The organism is Clostridium rhizosphaerae, assembly GCF_016765585.1.
Lineage (GTDB): Bacteria > Bacillota > Clostridia > Clostridiales > Clostridiaceae > Clostridium_AT > Clostridium_AT rhizosphaerae.
Map to the genome: position 1 here is coordinate 67,066 of NZ_JAESWC010000001.1, position 17,436 is coordinate 84,501.

Consider the following 17,436-nt stretch of genomic DNA (forward strand, 5'->3'; position numbering starts at 1 on the left):
ACATATTTTATATATCGGAGCATAGTTAGCTGAACTAGCACATGAGGTTATTTTAATTTCTGTATTGACTTTAACGCAGCGTCATACTCTATAATTCAATTTGTAACAAGTGATATCACAGTTTTAATTGAACTATAAGGAGATGATTTTAATGAAGATAATTATACAAGATACTTTAAGTTTATATAACGAAATGCTTAGCCTCTCTGAAGATAAGAGAAGTGAGTTCTTCAGCGGGGAATTACTGAAACCCTATAATCAGATGTTTGAAATAATGCATATGCCAAAAACCACTGAGGCGCTGGGATGTATTCAATTATGCGGGCGTGATGCAAAGATGGCAGAAATGCTTGAAAAGCTTGAAAAGACAGATGCATGGAATAATGCCAAAAGCACTATGGAAGCTGCAGCAGAACGCTTTGAAAAAGCTTGCATTCCATTACCTGAAAAAGTTGTAGTAGGAATTTTCTTAGGAAACCCTGAATTTTTAGCTATGACAGAAGGTTATACTGGTATGGGTTCTATACCTGGCTATATGATGATAATGATTGACCCAAATGAAAAGAACCTTTCAAAGCTGAATGCATGTATAGCTCATGAGTTCCATCACAATGTGCTCTTTCATAATGCAAAATGGAACTTTATGACTGATGTATCTGTTGCAAAGTATCTTGCTGTTGAAGGCTTGGCTGAAAGTTTTGCAGGCATCATGTTTGGCGAGGAGTTTGTCGGCCCATGGGTAACCTCTGTACAAGGTGAGGATTTAGAACGCTCAAGAAGAATAATTTCAAAAGCACTTGATATTAAGGGCTTTATGGAAGTTAGAAAATATATATTTGGAAAGCACCCAATGATGCCTGAAACTGATGATATTGGTATACCTTTCTGCGGAGGTTATTCTGTAGGCTATCATGCAGTGCAAGCATACCTAAAAAGGACAGGTATTTCAATAGAAAAAGCTACAATAATAGACGGTGATGAAATAATGAGATTATCCGGATATTTTGAAGCTTAAATTAATGCAGTAACGCATGCTTATTATGAGACATGCGTTATTGCTGCATATTTTGACAATAGTACATAATTTCCTGATAAACAAAGTCACTAAAATCTTCATTACTAAATTTATTGAAGTAATTTTTAAATCTGTTGTCAAACTTATAGTTATTAGCAATACATTCTAAAAGCTCTTTATCACAAGTCATACTTTGTTCCATATAGCTTTTCCATTCTTCTATTAATTCCTGAACCTTATTAGAAGAAGATTAAATACGTCTTTTCCGGATACATAGTCCTCTAAGGCATTGATAATTACACCTAAACGTTGCTGCTTTGAAAGCAAAGTTTGATAATGCATTTTTAACATTTCTATTTGTTCCTTTTTTGACAGCTTCATAATATCTGATATTTCCTTAAGAGATAAATCCATCTCCTTAAAAAATAAAATAGTTTGAAGCTTTTCTAAATGTTCTCGCGGTGACCCCTGTTATTTTTACAATATCTTTAACTGTGAAAAACTGCTTTTTCATTTCCTTAGTCCCCTATTTCTTTAATCAATATTAACACTTATGGCTTTATGAATCATATTATATATTAATATCAATATTTATGGAGAGATTCATGCAAATATTTTATACAGTCCGCTCAGGAGATTCTCTAAGTAGTATAGCCAAACGCTTTTATATTCCACTTGCTTCACTTATAAACTCAAATAATATCACTGCGCCCTATATAATCTATATTGGTCAGCAGTTATCTATGCCCCCTGGAGTAACTACCTATGCAGTAAAGCCCGGTGATTCAGTTTATTCTATAGCTCAAAGCTATGGCATTCCTGTAAACCTAATCTTAATTGCAAATGGTATTGAGTCTCCGTACAACATAGTTCCCGGACAAATTCTTACTATTCCACAAGGGGTACCCTTTTATACTGTAAAACCGGGAGATACTCTTTATAAAATTGCTGCAAGATATAATGTAGTATTAAACGGCGAACCAAGGCCTGATGTTATCATAAAAGCAAACCCCGGGCTTACCCCTTCTATAACACCAGGAATGAACATAATCATTCCACCCCCTCCCCTTACTGGACCTGGAAAGCTTGCTTTTGTACTTAATGATGATGTTAACTCTTATCTTGGTCTTTATGAACCTAATACAGCAAACCTTAATGCCGCAGCAGTAGAAAATGGAGGTGAAACTTCGCGCATATTCTGGTCTCCTGATCAAACTCGCATAGCTTATATAGACAGCACAGGAATTATTAATATTATAGAACCTGTTACTAATAAAGGAGCAAAAGTTGATCAGATTTCTATTCCCGGATTTATAGACTGGGCTCCTGACAATCGAAGAATTGTTTATTCTGATGAAAAGCAAATTAAAATCTATGACGTTTTAAATCATACTTATAAGCCAATCAATAGAGCCGGAGCTTCTTATGTACAATGGTTCCCAAACGGTACTGAGCTCTTATACGAGGCAAAGGACAGCAAAAATATAAGCCAGCTGTACAGAAATAATTTAGAAGGCAGCAAAGAAGTGCAAATAACCAAAAATACTGAATGGCCATTAAATAATGTAAGGTTATCTCCTAATGGAAAATTTGTTTTATACACAACACCGGGTGCAAGCATATCTGAAATTTATACCTTTGAGCTTGCCACAGGAAAGATATCAAAAATCCCGGGCGGCCCGGAAGCTAAGAACTATTATCCGACCTGGTCTCCTGATTCAACTAAAATAGCCTACAGTTCCACCCAATTTATACACGGAAAATACTATTCCTTAATAAGATTCTCGGGATCAAAGGGCGAAAATGATTCTACTATAGCCATTGCAAGCTGCTACTCTACTCCTGTAACCTGGTCTCCTGACAATAAAAGTATTGTTTACCTATCCGGCTGCAGAGAGGATAACCCACCCGTTGAAGTGTGGAGCGTTGATATAAGTAGGCTGGTACCTGTTAATGTGCTAAGTGGATTTAAGTTTTATACGTTGGATTGGTCGCCGGCTAGATAGGATTACAAACAAAATTACACACAATATAAAAAACTGTCATTACATTGCCTTTTCTTGTAATGACAGTTTTTCTAAGATTGCGTATATTTGATTCCAGTTATGAACTCTTGTAATATTTTCATTTATAGGCCTTCTGTTATAGGTTGTATCAATTAAAATAACCTTGAAGCCTGCATCAGAAAGTTGAATTGCATTATCATAATTATCTTCAATAAATATACTGCAATTTAATTCTCTGGCTTTATCGACCTTATAATGACTTCCTAAAACAAACAAGCCGTCATAAGGTATTCCATTCTTTCTTAAGTACCTGTGAGTAAGCATTGTAAGGCTTTTATCTCTTGCGGTTACAAAATAGATATTATGGTATAAGCCAAGCTCTGTTATAACGTCCTTTGCAGCAGGTCTAAGCTTTTGTTCTGCATGCAGCTTAAATTTATTTTTTTCATAAAACTTTTCATATTCCGCCAGTTCTACTCCTAAGGCCTCATGTATATAGTATTCTGTCACCTGGCTTTCGGTAATATTTGTGTTGAAGTATTCATTACAAGGCTTAAGCCAATAATAGGCATCAGTTATAGTCCCATCAATATCTATACAAATATTTAGGTTCTTCATTTATATTCACCTCCCTTATGTTTTCATCATACTACTTAAAAGTTAAGAACAAATTAACTCAGAGTTAAGTTATCGGAAATTTTATGTTTGCAGCAATAAGCAAAAACCCCTTGAACAGAGTATCTGTTCAAGGGGCAAAATATACAATAATTAGATTGCTGTAATATTTTCTGCTTGTGGTCCTTTTGGTCCTTGAGCAACATCAAAAGAAACCTTTTGACCTTCTTCAAGAGACTTATAACCTTCTGATTTTATTTGAGAAAAATGAGCGAAAACATCTTTTCCATCTTCTCCTGTAATAAATCCGAATCCTTTTTGTGAATTAAACCATTTTACTGTACCAGTCATTTAACTGTACCTCCAAAATTTTATTATTCTTAAACTCATTGTAATAACTCACTAATAAAATTTCGATATCCTCATACTATGACTTGGAAATATTAATTGAAATATATCGTGTTCCATTATCAACTATCAATTTAAGCTACTACAAATAATAACATAGTTTATTATATAAAGCAAGTTATTTTTCTAACTTACACATTTAGACAAATTATTTGTATAATTCTTCTCAATGGTATATGATTAAAGGATATGGCAGCCATTAAGTTTTATTGGCTTTTCATTGAGAGGGTGAAGAAATATGGAATTAGTTCAACCAATAAAGGATATGGACTTAATTAATAATCTTAGAGCAGAATTGCGAAAGAAAGAATACAAAGACTTTTTGCTCTTTGATATAGCTATAAATACTGGCTTAAAGATTACTGATATAATAAATCTTACAGTTTGGGATGTAAAAAACAAGTCTCAAATTGAAGTTAAGGAAGATAGAACTAGAAAGCTTTTGAAATATGATGTCTCTCCTGAAACTCATGAAGAAATTGATAAGTTTATACACGGAATGTCTCCAGGAGACCTGCTGTTTCCTACTAAAAAAGGTGGAAAGAGGCCTATAACCTCCAAACAAGCCTATAAAGCCATAAATGAAATAGGCAAAAAGCTTGGTATAGACGATATCGGCACCCATACACTAAGAAAAACCTTCGGATATCACCACTATAAGGAGTTTAATGATATAGAATTTTTACAGAATATATTTAATCATTCTACTCCTGAAATGACTCTTAGATATATAGGGGTTACTGAGACGAAAGCTATCAACATCGAGGATTTCTTTTTATAACAAAAGAACTTAGAGCGTACGTAAAAAAACTTATGTACGCTCTAAGTTTTTTCTCTTTAATCTAGACTAAGTATGTTATCATTAATTATGACAATTATCATTTAGAACATAAGATATTAGGAGGTTTATGCAATGGTAAACAAAGAAAGAGTAATTGGGGAATTAGTAGAGCTTGTAAAAATAGACAGCTTAAGTTCTAAAGAAGGCGCTGTAGCTAAAGTTTTAGTAGACAAGCTAAAACAATTAGATTTTGATGTAAACGTTGACGATGCAGGCGTAAAATGTGGAGGAGAAACCGGTAATATAATAGCCACCCTAAAGGGAAACAGGCCGGGAAAAACTATTTTATTCAGCGCTCATATGGATACTGTTATACCTGGAGAAGGAATAAATCCTGTTATAGATGAAGCTAAAGGTATAATCAAAAGTGATGGAACTACAATATTAGGTTCTGATGATAAAGGCGGTATAGCTGCTGTACTGGAAGGCATAAAAATAATCAAAGAAAATAATATCAGCCATTCTGATATACAGGTTGTATTTTCCATATGGGAAGAAGGAGGCCTATTAGGTGCTAAGCATTTAGACTATTCTAAGATAAATGCAGATTATGCATTTGTATTAGATGGAGGCGGTGCTCCTGGTAAGATAATAGTTGAAGCTCCGGCTCAAGACAGCATAAAAGTTAAAATAAAGGGAAAACCGGCTCATGCAGGTGTATCACCTGAAGAAGGCATCAGTGCTGTTATGGTTGCTGCAAGAGCTATAGAAAAGATGAAATTATTAAGGATAGATAAAGAAACAACAGCCAACATAGGTACTATAAAAGGCGGTCTAGCAACAAATATTGTTATGCCTGAGCTTGAAATATTAGCTGAAGCCAGAAGCTTAGACAGCTCCAAGCTAGATATTCAAACAAAGCATATGGTAGACACCTTTAAGGAAGCTGCTGCGAACTTTGGTGCGGAAGTAGAAATAATAACTACTAGGATGTACAATCCTTTCAGCATAGATAAGAATGATGAAATAGTGAAGGTCTTAGAGAAAGTATTTGCTAACATGGGAATTGAGCCTGAAGTTATTTCTACAGGCGGTGGAAGTGACACGAACATACTTAATGCTAATGGCATCAAATCTGTTAATTTAAGCGTAGGCATGGAAAAAGCTCATACCTTAGAAGAATTTATAGCTATTGAAGATTTAGTAAAATCTGCTGAAATGATAGTTGAAATAATAAAACAAGCATAAGCATTAAAAAACAAGGGGTATTTCCTAACCAAATTGGTGGAAATACCCCTTACTTTTATAAACCGGCTGCCTTATAAAAAATACTAGCCGAATATTTTTGCAAAAATACTTTTGATTGCTTCAATAAGTTTACTGAAAAAGCCTTTTGCTTCCGGACTTGTTAAAACATCCTTTAACTGATTTGAAACCTGTCCTATCTGATCTTTTATATCTGAAAAATTCAAATTTAGTCCGTTTATTTTATTCATAAGAGCAGTTATTTTATCCACATCTTCACTGCTTAATTTTAAATCATATTTTTTCAGCTCACTTTGAACTATTTCCTTTATAGCTGCTTCATCCTTAGGCTTATCCTTAACTACCTGCGCCTTTATATCATTTATAACCTTAGAAGCTTGATCTTTTCCTATCATATCTCCTAGGGCAGCTGTAGTAGTAAGCTCCTGATTAGCAGTTTTCTTTTTGTCTTCATCAATTTTAGCTCCCTTGCTGCTATTTTCAAAGCCTTTTAAAATCCCTGTTAAGGCAGCTGTACCAGATACCTTAAAGGGTGCTGATACTTTTACGTTTGCATTGGTTATACCTGCTGTAATAAGAGCATTTTTAATCATATTGCTGTCTACCCAAGTCACATTGTTAACAGACACATTTAGTCCGCCGCTTGAAGTAGGCTCTATATAAGAGCAGGATATGGACTTTGTTCCAATCTTGTCGTTGCTTACTGAATCAGCCAAATACTTTTTCTCCTCATCAATATTAACCGTTACTATATTTGCAGTCTTTTCATCAACTCCGAAATATTTAAGCATATCCGCCTTCTGCTGAGCATTAAGGTCTCCGCCCACAGTTACAACCTTAAACGAATCCGCCCTAACTGCCTTTGCAGGAACAGCCACAATTAAAGCCGCAGCCATAAAGCCTGTTAATAATCTAGTGAAAATTGTTTTTGATTTCATATTTAAACCTTCCTTTTTATGTTAAGTTTACAACATGATTATAGACAAATACGTACATTAGTGCAACTAAATTATCTATTAATAATATATTAACTATTAATAAATTCTATGTTTTCAATAAACTTAAACTAAGATAACTTGATATACACATATAAGGGGCTGCTAATAAAACAGAAAAACCCAGCGTGTTATTTAAATTCATAGAAACATTTGAGCGAGCAGCAATAAGACTTTAATCAAAAAATTTATAAAGCCGTTAAGAATTTTATACTGCTGAAAATCCTAAATGGCTTTTCAGGGGCAGTTAACGAATGGCAATGAGTAAGCTAAATTGCCCAGAACTGAGTGAAACGAGTTTATAAAATTTAGGCTTTATAAATTTTTTAATTATTAGTCTTATCTGTGCAGTGAAAGTTTCTCGGAATTTAAATAACACGCGATAGGTTTAAACTGTTTTGATAGCAGCCCCATCAACATATAATTAAGTTATTTACTTTATTAAATTATTCATTTCTATGGCAGTATTTCTTAATTCTTCTGCGCTTGCAGCAATCTCTTCGCTTACTGCAGCACTTTGGTTTACTGATTTAGTTACCGTTTCAAATCTGTTTAGAGTATTTTCCGTTGTCTCAACTATACTGGAGTTAAAATCAACAACATTATTTGTTTCTTCTAATAAGCTAGTCATTAACTGGTTGACTTCCTTGATATTTTCACCTGATAATTTTTGCTTATCCAACATGCTTATTACACTTGAAACAGTTTCACTTAAAATCTTATTTCCAAACTCTATTTTTTCATTACTGTCTTTCATGAGAGTTTCTACCTGAAGTGTCTTCTCTTTAAATTCATTAACAATAACACTTACCTCACCTAAAGAGTTTCTGCTATCCTCGGCCAGTGTTCTTACTTCATCTGCAACAACGGAAAATCCTCTTCCAGCTTCCCCGGCTCTGGCAGCTTCAATGCTGGCATTTAAGGCAAGCAGATTTGTCTGGTCAGAAATCTCTCCTATCATGGATAGTATTTCATCCATCTGTCTTGATTTTTCCTTTAGAATTCTAGTGGCTTCAGAAGTTATGACTATACTTTTCATTGCACCGTTCATAATATCCAGAACATTTTTTACTGATTTCTCGTTGCTATTTGAAGCTTCCATCAGTTCTTCTGAAATTACCTCAGTATCTTTAATTTTTGAAGATACTGTTTCATTTATGCCAAGTAGAGTATTTAGGATTTGTCTGCTTCTATGGGATTTATTAAGCATTTCACTAGCATCAGAGCTGACAGCCATACTGGTACCTGCTATTTCCTGCATAGAACTATTTTCTTCTTCTATAATACTTGTCAATGAATCGCTTGAGCTTAAAATAGACTTTGAAAACTCAGAAATCTTATTAAACAGCATTGATATACTGTTATTTTTTTCGCTAAGCATACTCTGATTTGCCTCAACTTCCTTAAGAAGCCTGGCTGAAAATAAGGTGAAAATAAAAATACCAAATGAAACAAGGCTTATATCTACAGATCTAATAATCAATTCTCTAACAAGTACTTGCTTTTCAGGAAGCACTAGCGGGTTTAATAAGAACACAGCTATTTGGCATAGTATGCTTGTTATTATTGATATTATATTCATCTTTGTATCTAAAAATATAGCACCAAGAATTATAAAGTAAAAAACGCTTATCCATAGTTCCTTTGATGGAACTAAAAGAGTTATATACATATAATTAGTATAAGAAATCAGAAGTATAACCGCTTTAAGCACAATTAATTTCCTATTCCAATTCTTCTCGTCCTTCATGATGTTTTTATACATAAGCCAAAAGGTTATAACTTCAATAAAAACCAAGCCTATCAGTATTAAAATAGGAGGCCATTTCATTTCACTGTATAAGCCAACATATTTCATAAATGCAAACAGTCCTCCTGCTAGGAAGGCACTTATTGAGTAAATAATTAAAACAAATCTCAAAGTTCTCTTTTGATAATCAACTATAATATTTACGGGTTTTTCCATATATATTCTCCTTAACTTCAATATGCTTTTTTACCATTTGTATAATAGTGCAGCCATGGTATAACCACCTGCTACTGAACAAAAAATTGAAAGCTCATCCTTGTTGAATTTCTCTTTATTTAATCTATCATCTAATGCCATAATTGGACTTGTACAACCTGTATATCCGTACTTATTTCCAACAAAGGTTGCCTGGTCAATAGAAGCTCCCAATTTTTCCATAGTCAGCCCTAAATCAAACTTTGAAAATTGGGACATGAAATAATGTGTAACATCTTCTTCTGAGTATCCATTTTCCTTTAATAGTCCAATTATTAATTGTGACCATTTTTCTGAAAGGAAGCCAAAGTCAAATGGATTCCATTCCATTTTCTTATCGTTAGGATCTATACCTTTGTTAGGTATGTTTGACAGGCCGCATGCGGGAAATCTAATTGTCTCGTTATAGGTATCATCAGTGTACATTCTTGAGCCTAAAACTCCTCTTTCCTCCTGCTCTTCTTTTACCTCTAAAACTACAGCAGCTGCTCCATCTGAAATACAGCCATAAACAACTAAATCATCTTCTTTGGCAAAAGGACTTATGTTCATTGATCCAACTACTAAAATTCTCTTATATTTCTTATCAGTTTTTAAATATCTTGATGCTATATCTATACCTGTAATCATTCCTATACAATCATTATTTATATCAAAAACATTTGTAACATTACTAGCCTGGAGCTTGTTTTTTAATATCAAAGCACAGCAGGGAGTAAGATATTCCGGAGTATCTGAAACAGAAATTATTGCATCAATATCCTTAGGCTCAAGTTTCGCTTTTTTGATAGCCTTTTTTGCAGCTTCAATGCCCATTGTAATGCTTGTCTCGTTTTCTTCTGCCAGAGTTCTTGTTTCTCTTCCCACCTTCTCCATTAAACCAACAGCATGTTCTTCCAAACCATATTTCTTAAAATGCTGAGTGTAATACTCATTATCAACTATCCTCTTTGGATGATAGCTTCCTACACCTTCTATATATACATTTCTAAACATATAAATCGCCTCCAAATCTAGCTTTTTAATTCTATTCTCTAATTTTGCATCATTAAATACACTTAAATGGTGTAAACTGCTTGCCTATAATATTGCTATAGACTCACCTCCATCTATATATTAAATCTGCCGAGTATTTTAAAAAGCCATGAATAAAGGCTAAAAAAATACCAAGGAAGACTAAGTTTAAACGTCGCCCTTGGTATTTTCTATTTATATACTTCGGCAACCTGGCAATCATAGGACTTGCATCCATTAGACCCAAGGCTTTGCGTCCCCGCCTTTCGACGAGTTTGCTATTATCGGCACGTTTTTTCAATTCATATCACATTATAGCACAATTTTCCAAAGAATCAAAGCACATGTTCTACAAATAAATTTCTTTATAGTTATTTATAAAAATATATAAAAGCCTAATTAAACATACATAGCTTATGCATATCATTAATCATCCAAGCTCTTCAAAGCCTTCTCTATCTTATCAGTCTCATCCTTCTGGATTTCTCCACCAATTCATGCTCCAAATCCTTTCCTTTTAGGCTTAACTAGATATCGCGATTTCATGATATCAAGATATTGTTTAATTATTCGATAAACTATATAAGATAAATTAATTGACAGGAAGGTAGGGTAACATGAAAAGAAGCATAAAATACAAGGAAAGATTTTTAGGCACGTTAGATTCACTTACTGTAGCTGGAATGTTATTATTGGACTTATTTGTAATATTCATAATCGCCGCAGTTCTAGATGCGGCCTTTGAGTCAAGAAATGATGTGGCAGCCTCTATAATAACCGCCATAATATTCATAGCACCATTGGGAGCAATACTTTTCTTTTTATCAAGGATTTTGTTCTCTATATTTTTTCAAAAGGATGATAAGCTTGAAGGACTAATTATAAATCAAAAAGAGTTTCCTAAGCTTTATGAAACTATAAATGAAATAAGAGCTCAATGCAAGTGTCCTAAAATACATGTAATAGCTCTGGATTATAGTAACAACGCGTACATAAGAGAAGGCTCCAGATTTGGATTTGCAAAGTGGAAAAAAAGATACTTGGTTATAGGAGTACCTCTGCTGCTTTTACTAAACGAAAGAGAGCTTACGGGTGTTATAGCTCACGAGTGTGGACACCTAGGTAGACTGCACAGCAGAAGCATTCAGAGAATTTCATGGAAAATGAGAGGCTTAAAGAAATACCTAGACAAACTAATCAAAAAAGGGAAATTCAATTCTTCTATTGGAAGAGCAGTAAAGAAATACTTAATTAACCTTAACAACTTATACTATCAATTAAGCAAAAACCATGAGCTGGAGGCTGATATGGTTGCTGCTGAAGTGGTAAGCAAACAAACTCTAATAAATGCATTAATAAAGATGGAATTTTATGACGGTATTTTCAGCGGTTACTTCTGGAGAACCATAACAGAATTAAATAAAAATAATGAAAAGATTATAGAAGACATATACTTCATGATGGAAAGAGCAATGAAGGGTAATCTAGAAATTCCCGAGGAGGTTTTCAAGAGCTTTTTGGAAGGAATAAGGAATTATAGCTCTCTGCCCGGTAGTACTCACCCTTCTATAGCTGAAAGAGCAAAGTCATTAGGGGCAGTTATACCTTCACTGGAAGGAAAGTTTAATGGAGATTTGATATCAATTTTCAAAGATTATTATGAAAGCGCAATAAGAACTCTATTTAAAAACGAAGTCGAAAATATACTCAGTAGTATGAGTACAAAATGGGCCAAGTTTTCTGAGGAGCGCTGGGAAGAATATTATAAATACATATCAAATTTAAAAACCTCACTAAAGGACTTAGAAGCTTCGGAGAAAGAAAAAGCTCTGGATGAAAGACAGTGGCTTGATAAGGGCTTTATCATAGAGGAGCTTGAGGGCATTGATGCTGCTCTTGAAGTATTCAAAGAAGCAGTAAAGGCAGATGACCAAAATCTTCCATCCAAATTTCACGTGGCTCGTACTCTTCTTCAAAAAGGAGATGAGGAGGGCGTTAATATATTTAAAGCTATTATGGAGGAAGATGCACAACTCATTCCTAAATGCTGTTTCCACCTTGTTAATTATTATCTTTATAATAACAACAGAACCGAAGCGATAAATTATTATGACTATGCGGTAAATTTCATGAATACAAACGAAGAGGCCGCTGATGAAAGAGCTAAACTATATCTAAAAGACGAATTTTTACCTAATGACTTGTCTTTTAAAACATTAGAGAAGATAAAAGATGAATTTATGAGACATAAGGAAATAAAGAAAGCTTACGTTGTCATGAAAAAATTAAATTTAACCAAAGACTTTCCTCTGTATATTATTGCAATAAAATATAAGCGTTTCGTGAGTAAAAAGAAAGTTTCATCTATTGCAGATGAAATCCTAAAATCACTATACAACGAAGAAATATTACCGTGGAACTTTAAGATTGTTCCCTTGACTCGAAAAAATATTAATATTGAATATGGTGCAGATAGCATTATAAGTTCCAGAATTATTTAAAGCAAATATTTATTTTACTGGGGGATTTCAATATGAATAATTCTATTAAGATTAACGTTACATATACTTTAAAGGATCTAAAGGCCTATGTCTATGCAAAAAGCTATCCCGGGACTTTAGGAAGGATGTATTACTTAACGCTTGGGTTTATATTCCCAATATTATTTATTATTTCAATGTTAGCAGGGTCTATCTTGACAAGTGATACCAGTCTTTTAACTATTTTACTGCCAACTACTATATCCTTTGCTATGTTTTCTCTCATTGTACAAGCCCCTTTTCTTCTGAACTATTTTACTATGAAAAACAACTTTAACAAAAGCAAACTTTTAAATGTCCCTCAATGCTTTGAATTTGAAGAAGATAAACTTGTATTATCTTCTTCAAACGGTACCTTCTCTGTTCTTTGGAAGGATATTTTTAAGATAAAGGAACTAAAGCCTTGCTTTGTCATTTATACTTCACCAGTAAAATATTTTCTTCTGCCCAGAAGATGTATTAACAGCGCTAATCAGCTGGAGCTTTTAAGAAGCATCTTTAAAGAGAAGATTGAAAAAAGGAAACTTAAACTAAAGAAATACCACCTAGGAAAAATTTCTTTAGATAAAGATATTCAAATATATAATGAAACTAAACAAAATGTACAAATAAATGAGGAAGATCAGTCTCTTCTCCAATTGCATTTTTCTCTAACAAAGGAAGAATTACTGTCTGTAAACTTCAGATTATTTTATACCAAACCCGCGGGAATAATGATGACAGCAGCAGGCATTGGTCTATTGATTCTTTACATTACACCGGTGTTCTCAAGTGGAAACAGCTCAATTATAAGATTGTTCTTAGGCTTGTTTCTCTTAGCTTATCCTCCTATTATTATATATTCTAAAATTAAAAAAGGGTTTGAAAAGGACGCCGCTCTACAGAAGGCCATTACCTATAAAATCTATAACGATTTTTTTATAATAGTAAGTGAAGTAAATGAACATAAGATTTTGTGGTCTGATGTGATTAAGGTGACAGAGCTTAAGTCAGCCTTTATGATCTTTGCAACCAAATACATTGCCTATGTAATACCTAAGAGAGTTTTTGAAGAGAATGAAGAAAAAATAGAAATGTTTAAAAGAATACTTAAGCAGCAAAGTAAATTGAAATAGAAATCGTCTTTCAGAACATGAAATGGTGCTTAATAATCAGCAAGCGGGGTAACTATCCCCCGCTTGTTCAAAAGCTCAAAGGCCTACAAACACACCTGGCTAGCCATCAAACTTGATATTACTGTCAAAATATTTTCTTTAATCATCTCTTCCTTAAATATATTCCTAGCTTCTTAAGAACCTTTCTTTTTCTTGCAAGCGCCTCTTGATAGCTCAAGTTTTTATGTTCAGCATATTTTGTTAGTTGAAGTCCTTTATAATAAATCAAATCAACAAACTCAATTTCCTCATCCGAAAGAAGCTCTATAGCCTCTTTTAATTCTTTAATATTCTCGCTATGGATTATGTCTTCTTCAAAATTATTAGGATCCTCCAAGCAGTCTACAAATTCGGTCTCCTGAAGCTCAGAGTTATGTACAGGCATATTTATACTTAATTCATTGCCAATTTTAGCGTTTGATCTTGCTGCACATCTAATTTCATTTTTTATAGAATTATATGCATAGCTGCTGAAAGTATGCGAGCCTACTTTGTATTTCAGCACTGCCTTCATTAAGGCAATATTGCCAAGCTGTACCAGGTCATCAATATCATAGTTTTTAATATTAAAACTATTGGCAGTTTTATAGATAAAAAGTCTAAACTGTTTCATTAGTTTAGCAAAATCCTCCTCACTGCCAGACTTTACTCTTATTACACATGATTCTATTTCATTATAATTCATTCAATTACCCCCATTTTATACCTTATGTATTTTGCATTTTTACGAACATATGTTCCTTGCCATGAGTTTATTTTAATACTAGAACATATGTTTGTCAAATACATATTATAATACTTACCTATTTTTATGAGATGTATTTCAATACTATTTAACCACTTATTATGCCATAACCTTCTGATACTTTCCAAACCACTTTGCCTTTATGGTTCCTGTTTCTCCGTTTCTATGATTTGCAATAATAATATCTATAAGTCTGGCATCCTCGTTTTGGGCATCATAATAATCATCTCTATAAAGAAACATAACAATATCCGCATCCTGCTCAATGGATCCTGAATCACTTAGGTATTCCCCCTCACTATATGTTTCTTTCTCTGTTATCACAAAGCAAATTTCCAAGGTCTAAGCCCTTCTCCTGAAGCTTATGTATATCAATAACAGCCGACCTGGATACAGTTTTTTCCCGAAGATTCTCTTCCCTTAAAAATGTCACAGGGTAGCAGCTTGCAATGCAGGTGTCATAGTGAACTTTCCAGAGAATTTTCTCACAGGCTAGTTTATTTAAGATATTGAAATAATTTTCAAAGTCTGCATTTAACATCTATATCAGTCCTTGTATTATATTTGATAAACATAAATATGCAGCTTTGAAAGAAGTTTTTAATGAAATGTAAAATTCTTTTTGTTGTTTTTTATTTTTTTGTTTTTCTTTTTCTTTTTCTTTTTATGTAGTTGAAGGGGCATGGGAGGGGCTTAAGCTCTCTGATACTTGTAATACAGTTTTTTACGCATAAAAATAGCCTAAGCCAGATAATATCAATGGCTTAGGCTGTGAACTTCATTTATATACTGTTTAAATTGATTTTAAATTTAGGCTATGTTAGTGTCCCATATTTTGAGCAAATTGTTTCATAATTGCTTTAACTTCCTCTACCTTTTCAGGTTTTAATAAAGAAATCATTTTAGGAGCGAATTGTAAAGCATCTTCATGTGTAAAATTACCTTCTGCTTGTTTTCTAAAATTATCTGCAAGCAATGCTTTTGCTTCTTCAACTTTATCTTCTTGTACTCTTTCCAAAATAAATCCATAAAATTTTTCTTGTCCTTGGTTCATAAATTTTATCTCCTTTCAAATTTAAAGATAGATTAATTTTCCTATCCCCTAGTTTTAACTTCAAATATGCTGTTAATATAAAACATTAAGGAATTTATGTGTCTTTATTTTCAACAAAACTTTTAAGTGCCGTAAGCTTATTATCCCAAAACCTTTCGTAGTATGAAAGCCATCTTTTAAGCTCCTGTAATGGCTCAGGCTGAAGCAAGTATCGTGTTTCACGCCCAATCCTCTTTTCACTTACTAGACCCGCATCTTCCAAAACATGAAGATGTTTCGTAACTGCTGTACGGCTTATAGGAAAGTATCCGCTAATTGACGTAATTGACATTTCGTTTTCCGAAAGAATTTTTAGCATCTCTCGGCGAGTAGGGTCGGCTATAGCCTGAAATACATCATGCCTAGGATAAGTATCTGCCATTATTATCACCCACCTTGTCACGCAAATCGTCTGTGAGATGACACCATCCTTCATACATTCTTTCACGTAATATAGCATGTTCTGCTGTCCATCCAGAGTGTACCAGTGTAAACTGTGTTTTTTCTTTCTCCAATTCCATAAGCTCAAAGTAAACATATAGGTTCATATTGTTTCCAAGCCAAGTAAAACCAAGACGTTTTGGAGGATTCAACTCCATAACCTTACATTTTACGATTCCATCCCACTTTCCCATTGGTTTGCCCTGAAATGTAAATTCATATCCTAGCTCCGATTGAAAATTATTTGGCATTAGCCATGCGGCTAATCCATCTGAAGTTGCAATAGCATTCCAAACCTTTTGAATCGGGGCTTCCATAATAATTGTTCGCTTAATATCAGGCAGCATATCTTTTGTTTTTTCTTTCACCACTATACCTCCTAATCTAAGGAATACGCAACCAAGAGGTTTCGCATATTTATTATATAACACCTTTTGGTTGCATGTCAAGCAAAAGGTATCAACCATGTAATCTTTATGGAGAAGGAGAGCATCTGGAGAAATTAGTAAAAAGGAGCAGTCATTTTAACAGAGGGATCTGTTTTGGAGTGCAAAATTAAAAATCACACCGAAGTATTAGTGTGATTTTTAATCATGATGTATTAAACCAAAGAAAGGTACTACATCAAAATTACTGATTATCATAATTTCCATCCATTAAAGTAGGTTATTTTAATAAATAAATCATTATTATTCTCTAATCTTCATAATACCATCTTGCCACTTTTGATAAATATATATAATGACAGCAATAGTTAACATCATTAGAAAAATGCCTAAGTTCCCCATATTAACCAATCTATAAATACCAATACTAATCAACACTTTAAGTGCAATAAAGGAATAGAATCCATCGACTAATATATTAATAAATATGTATATGCCAAATTTCCTTTCATAAGCAAAATGAAATACCCAGATAGTTCCAACAAGAAAAATCCCATATACTAATGGAACACTTGTGATTACATCCCATGGGGTAATCTTTTGCTGAATCTTCCACCACTCATATACGTATCCTATTTCAAATACTATTGTCACCAAAAGTGAACCTAAAATTGCAACGGGCATAAATCTTTTTATGGAATACTTACTTAAAAGAAACAAAGAAAGCCAAGGAAGAATAAGCATTGCAAATAGAATAATTTTCCCCATAATACCTCCAGTGTAGATGAATCATATTATTCTTTAGAATACTCTTATATTATTTGCTAATAATTACAAACTATACATTGTATACTTCATTCTTTTCATTGTCTTATATTTCTCTTCAGGGCAGTATTCTCACTTAAAACACCATATTATTCAGTATTTAAAGAAGAAATATAGATTTTCTAAACCTACTTTTTAGTTCACTAT

The 17,436-nt window shown here is 33.4% G+C and carries 19 protein-coding genes, 1 pseudogene and 1 riboswitch; of the genes and pseudogenes, 6 read left to right on the forward strand and 14 right to left on the reverse strand.

The features are described from left to right. The first annotated feature begins 151 nt into the window (after window positions 1–151). Window positions 152–1,015 carry a DUF2268 domain-containing putative Zn-dependent protease gene (locus JK636_RS00370; RefSeq protein ID WP_202746857.1) on the forward strand — a complete coding sequence of 288 codons (864 nt, stop codon included), beginning with the start codon at window positions 152–154 and terminating at the stop codon, window positions 1,013–1,015. Between the two features lie 37 nt (window positions 1,016–1,052). On the opposite strand, the gene JK636_RS23460 is transcribed toward JK636_RS00370, so the two are convergent. Then, window positions 1,053–1,217, reverse strand: coding sequence for a TipAS antibiotic-recognition domain-containing protein (locus JK636_RS23460; RefSeq protein WP_243428079.1), 165 nt, complete (start codon window positions 1,215–1,217; stop codon window positions 1,053–1,055). 20 nt (window positions 1,218–1,237) lie between these two features. After that, on the reverse strand, window positions 1,238–1,396 hold the full coding sequence (locus tag JK636_RS23465) for a hypothetical protein (protein ID WP_243428080.1): 159 nt from the start codon (window positions 1,394–1,396) through the stop codon (window positions 1,238–1,240). 224 nt (window positions 1,397–1,620) lie between these two features. Here JK636_RS23465 and JK636_RS00380 point away from each other — a divergent pair, with 224 nt between their 5' ends. Continuing rightward, window positions 1,621–3,021: a LysM peptidoglycan-binding domain-containing protein gene (locus JK636_RS00380; RefSeq protein WP_202746858.1), complete on the forward strand. Its 1,401-nt coding sequence runs from the start codon at window positions 1,621–1,623 to the stop codon at window positions 3,019–3,021. Window positions 3,022–3,060: 39 nt separating this feature from the next. On the opposite strand, the gene JK636_RS00385 is transcribed toward JK636_RS00380, so the two are convergent. Both JK636_RS00385 and JK636_RS00390 read right to left on the reverse strand, forming a co-directional pair. Continuing rightward, on the reverse strand, window positions 3,061–3,639 hold the full coding sequence (locus JK636_RS00385) for a 5' nucleotidase, NT5C type (RefSeq protein WP_202746859.1): 579 nt from the start codon (window positions 3,637–3,639) through the stop codon (window positions 3,061–3,063). 150 nt (window positions 3,640–3,789) lie between these two features. Then, a complete protein-coding gene (locus JK636_RS00390) occupies window positions 3,790–3,987 on the reverse strand; it encodes a cold-shock protein (protein ID WP_202746860.1) in 198 nt (65 codons plus the stop codon). Between the two features lie 295 nt (window positions 3,988–4,282). On the opposite strand from JK636_RS00390, the gene JK636_RS00395 reads away from it, so the two are divergent. Together JK636_RS00395 and JK636_RS00400 are read left to right on the forward strand one after the other, a co-directional pair. Beyond that, a complete protein-coding gene (locus JK636_RS00395; RefSeq protein ID WP_202746861.1) occupies window positions 4,283–4,825 on the forward strand; it encodes a tyrosine-type recombinase/integrase in 543 nt (180 codons plus the stop codon). Between the two features lie 132 nt (window positions 4,826–4,957). Next, window positions 4,958–6,073: a M20/M25/M40 family metallo-hydrolase gene (locus JK636_RS00400; RefSeq protein ID WP_202746862.1), complete on the forward strand. Its 1,116-nt coding sequence runs from the start codon at window positions 4,958–4,960 to the stop codon at window positions 6,071–6,073. 83 nt (window positions 6,074–6,156) lie between these two features. Here the strand turns inward: JK636_RS00400 and JK636_RS00405 are convergent, their stop codons facing one another. The 3 genes from JK636_RS00405 to JK636_RS00415 all read right to left on the reverse strand — a co-directional run bounded on the left by JK636_RS00405 (window position 6,157) and on the right by JK636_RS00415 (window position 10,087). Next, complete coding sequence (locus tag JK636_RS00405) at window positions 6,157–7,029, reverse strand: DUF1002 domain-containing protein (RefSeq protein ID WP_202746863.1); 873 nt, start codon at window positions 7,027–7,029, stop codon at window positions 6,157–6,159. 490 nt (window positions 7,030–7,519) lie between these two features. Continuing rightward, window positions 7,520–9,052, reverse strand: a complete 1,533-nt coding sequence (locus tag JK636_RS00410) for a methyl-accepting chemotaxis protein (RefSeq protein ID WP_202746864.1) — start codon at window positions 9,050–9,052, stop codon at window positions 7,520–7,522. Window positions 9,053–9,082: 30 nt separating this feature from the next. Then, window positions 9,083–10,087, reverse strand: a complete 1,005-nt coding sequence (locus JK636_RS00415; RefSeq protein ID WP_202746865.1) for a 3-oxoacyl-[acyl-carrier-protein] synthase III C-terminal domain-containing protein — start codon at window positions 10,085–10,087, stop codon at window positions 9,083–9,085. Between the two features lie 221 nt (window positions 10,088–10,308). After that, window positions 10,309–10,395, reverse strand: a riboswitch (cyclic di-GMP riboswitch). A 327-nt stretch (window positions 10,396–10,722) separates the two neighbouring features. Between JK636_RS00415 and JK636_RS00420 the strand changes: the two genes are divergently transcribed. Both JK636_RS00420 and JK636_RS00425 read left to right on the forward strand, forming a co-directional pair. Further along, entirely contained in the window at window positions 10,723–12,606 is a 1,884-nt protein-coding gene (locus tag JK636_RS00420; protein WP_202746866.1) for a M48 family metallopeptidase, read from the forward strand. A 32-nt stretch (window positions 12,607–12,638) separates the two neighbouring features. Then, on the forward strand, window positions 12,639–13,760 hold the full coding sequence (locus JK636_RS00425; protein WP_202746867.1) for a YcxB family protein: 1,122 nt from the start codon (window positions 12,639–12,641) through the stop codon (window positions 13,758–13,760). A 142-nt stretch (window positions 13,761–13,902) separates the two neighbouring features. Here JK636_RS00425 and JK636_RS00430 read toward each other — a convergent pair whose 3' ends face one another. The 7 genes and pseudogenes from JK636_RS00430 to JK636_RS00460 all read right to left on the reverse strand — a co-directional run bounded on the left by JK636_RS00430 (window position 13,903) and on the right by JK636_RS00460 (window position 17,232). Further along, entirely contained in the window at window positions 13,903–14,484 is a 582-nt protein-coding gene (locus tag JK636_RS00430) for a sigma-70 family RNA polymerase sigma factor (RefSeq protein ID WP_202746868.1), read from the reverse strand. Between the two features lie 159 nt (window positions 14,485–14,643). Continuing rightward, window positions 14,644–14,829 (reverse strand): annotated as a pseudogene (locus JK636_RS00435) (DnaB-like helicase C-terminal domain-containing protein); the annotation flags it as partial. A gap of 13 nt (window positions 14,830–14,842) precedes the next feature. Further along, on the reverse strand, window positions 14,843–15,085 hold the full coding sequence (locus tag JK636_RS00440) for a hypothetical protein (protein ID WP_202746869.1): 243 nt from the start codon (window positions 15,083–15,085) through the stop codon (window positions 14,843–14,845). 279 nt (window positions 15,086–15,364) lie between these two features. Then, window positions 15,365–15,598 carry a hypothetical protein gene (locus tag JK636_RS00445; protein ID WP_202746870.1) on the reverse strand — a complete coding sequence of 78 codons (234 nt, stop codon included), beginning with the start codon at window positions 15,596–15,598 and terminating at the stop codon, window positions 15,365–15,367. Window positions 15,599–15,692: 94 nt separating this feature from the next. Then, the gene (locus tag JK636_RS00450; RefSeq protein ID WP_202746871.1) at window positions 15,693–16,019 is read right to left on the reverse strand and encodes an ArsR/SmtB family transcription factor; all 327 of its coding nucleotides are present in this window, start codon (window positions 16,017–16,019) and stop codon (window positions 15,693–15,695) included. After that, complete coding sequence (locus tag JK636_RS00455; RefSeq protein WP_202746872.1) at window positions 16,000–16,446, reverse strand: SRPBCC domain-containing protein; 447 nt, start codon at window positions 16,444–16,446, stop codon at window positions 16,000–16,002. Before JK636_RS00455 ends, JK636_RS00450 begins: the two co-directional genes overlap by 20 nt. Window positions 16,447–16,767: 321 nt before the next feature. Further along, window positions 16,768–17,232, reverse strand: coding sequence for a hypothetical protein (locus tag JK636_RS00460; protein ID WP_202746873.1), 465 nt, complete (start codon window positions 17,230–17,232; stop codon window positions 16,768–16,770). Window positions 17,233–17,436 lie beyond the last annotated feature (204 nt).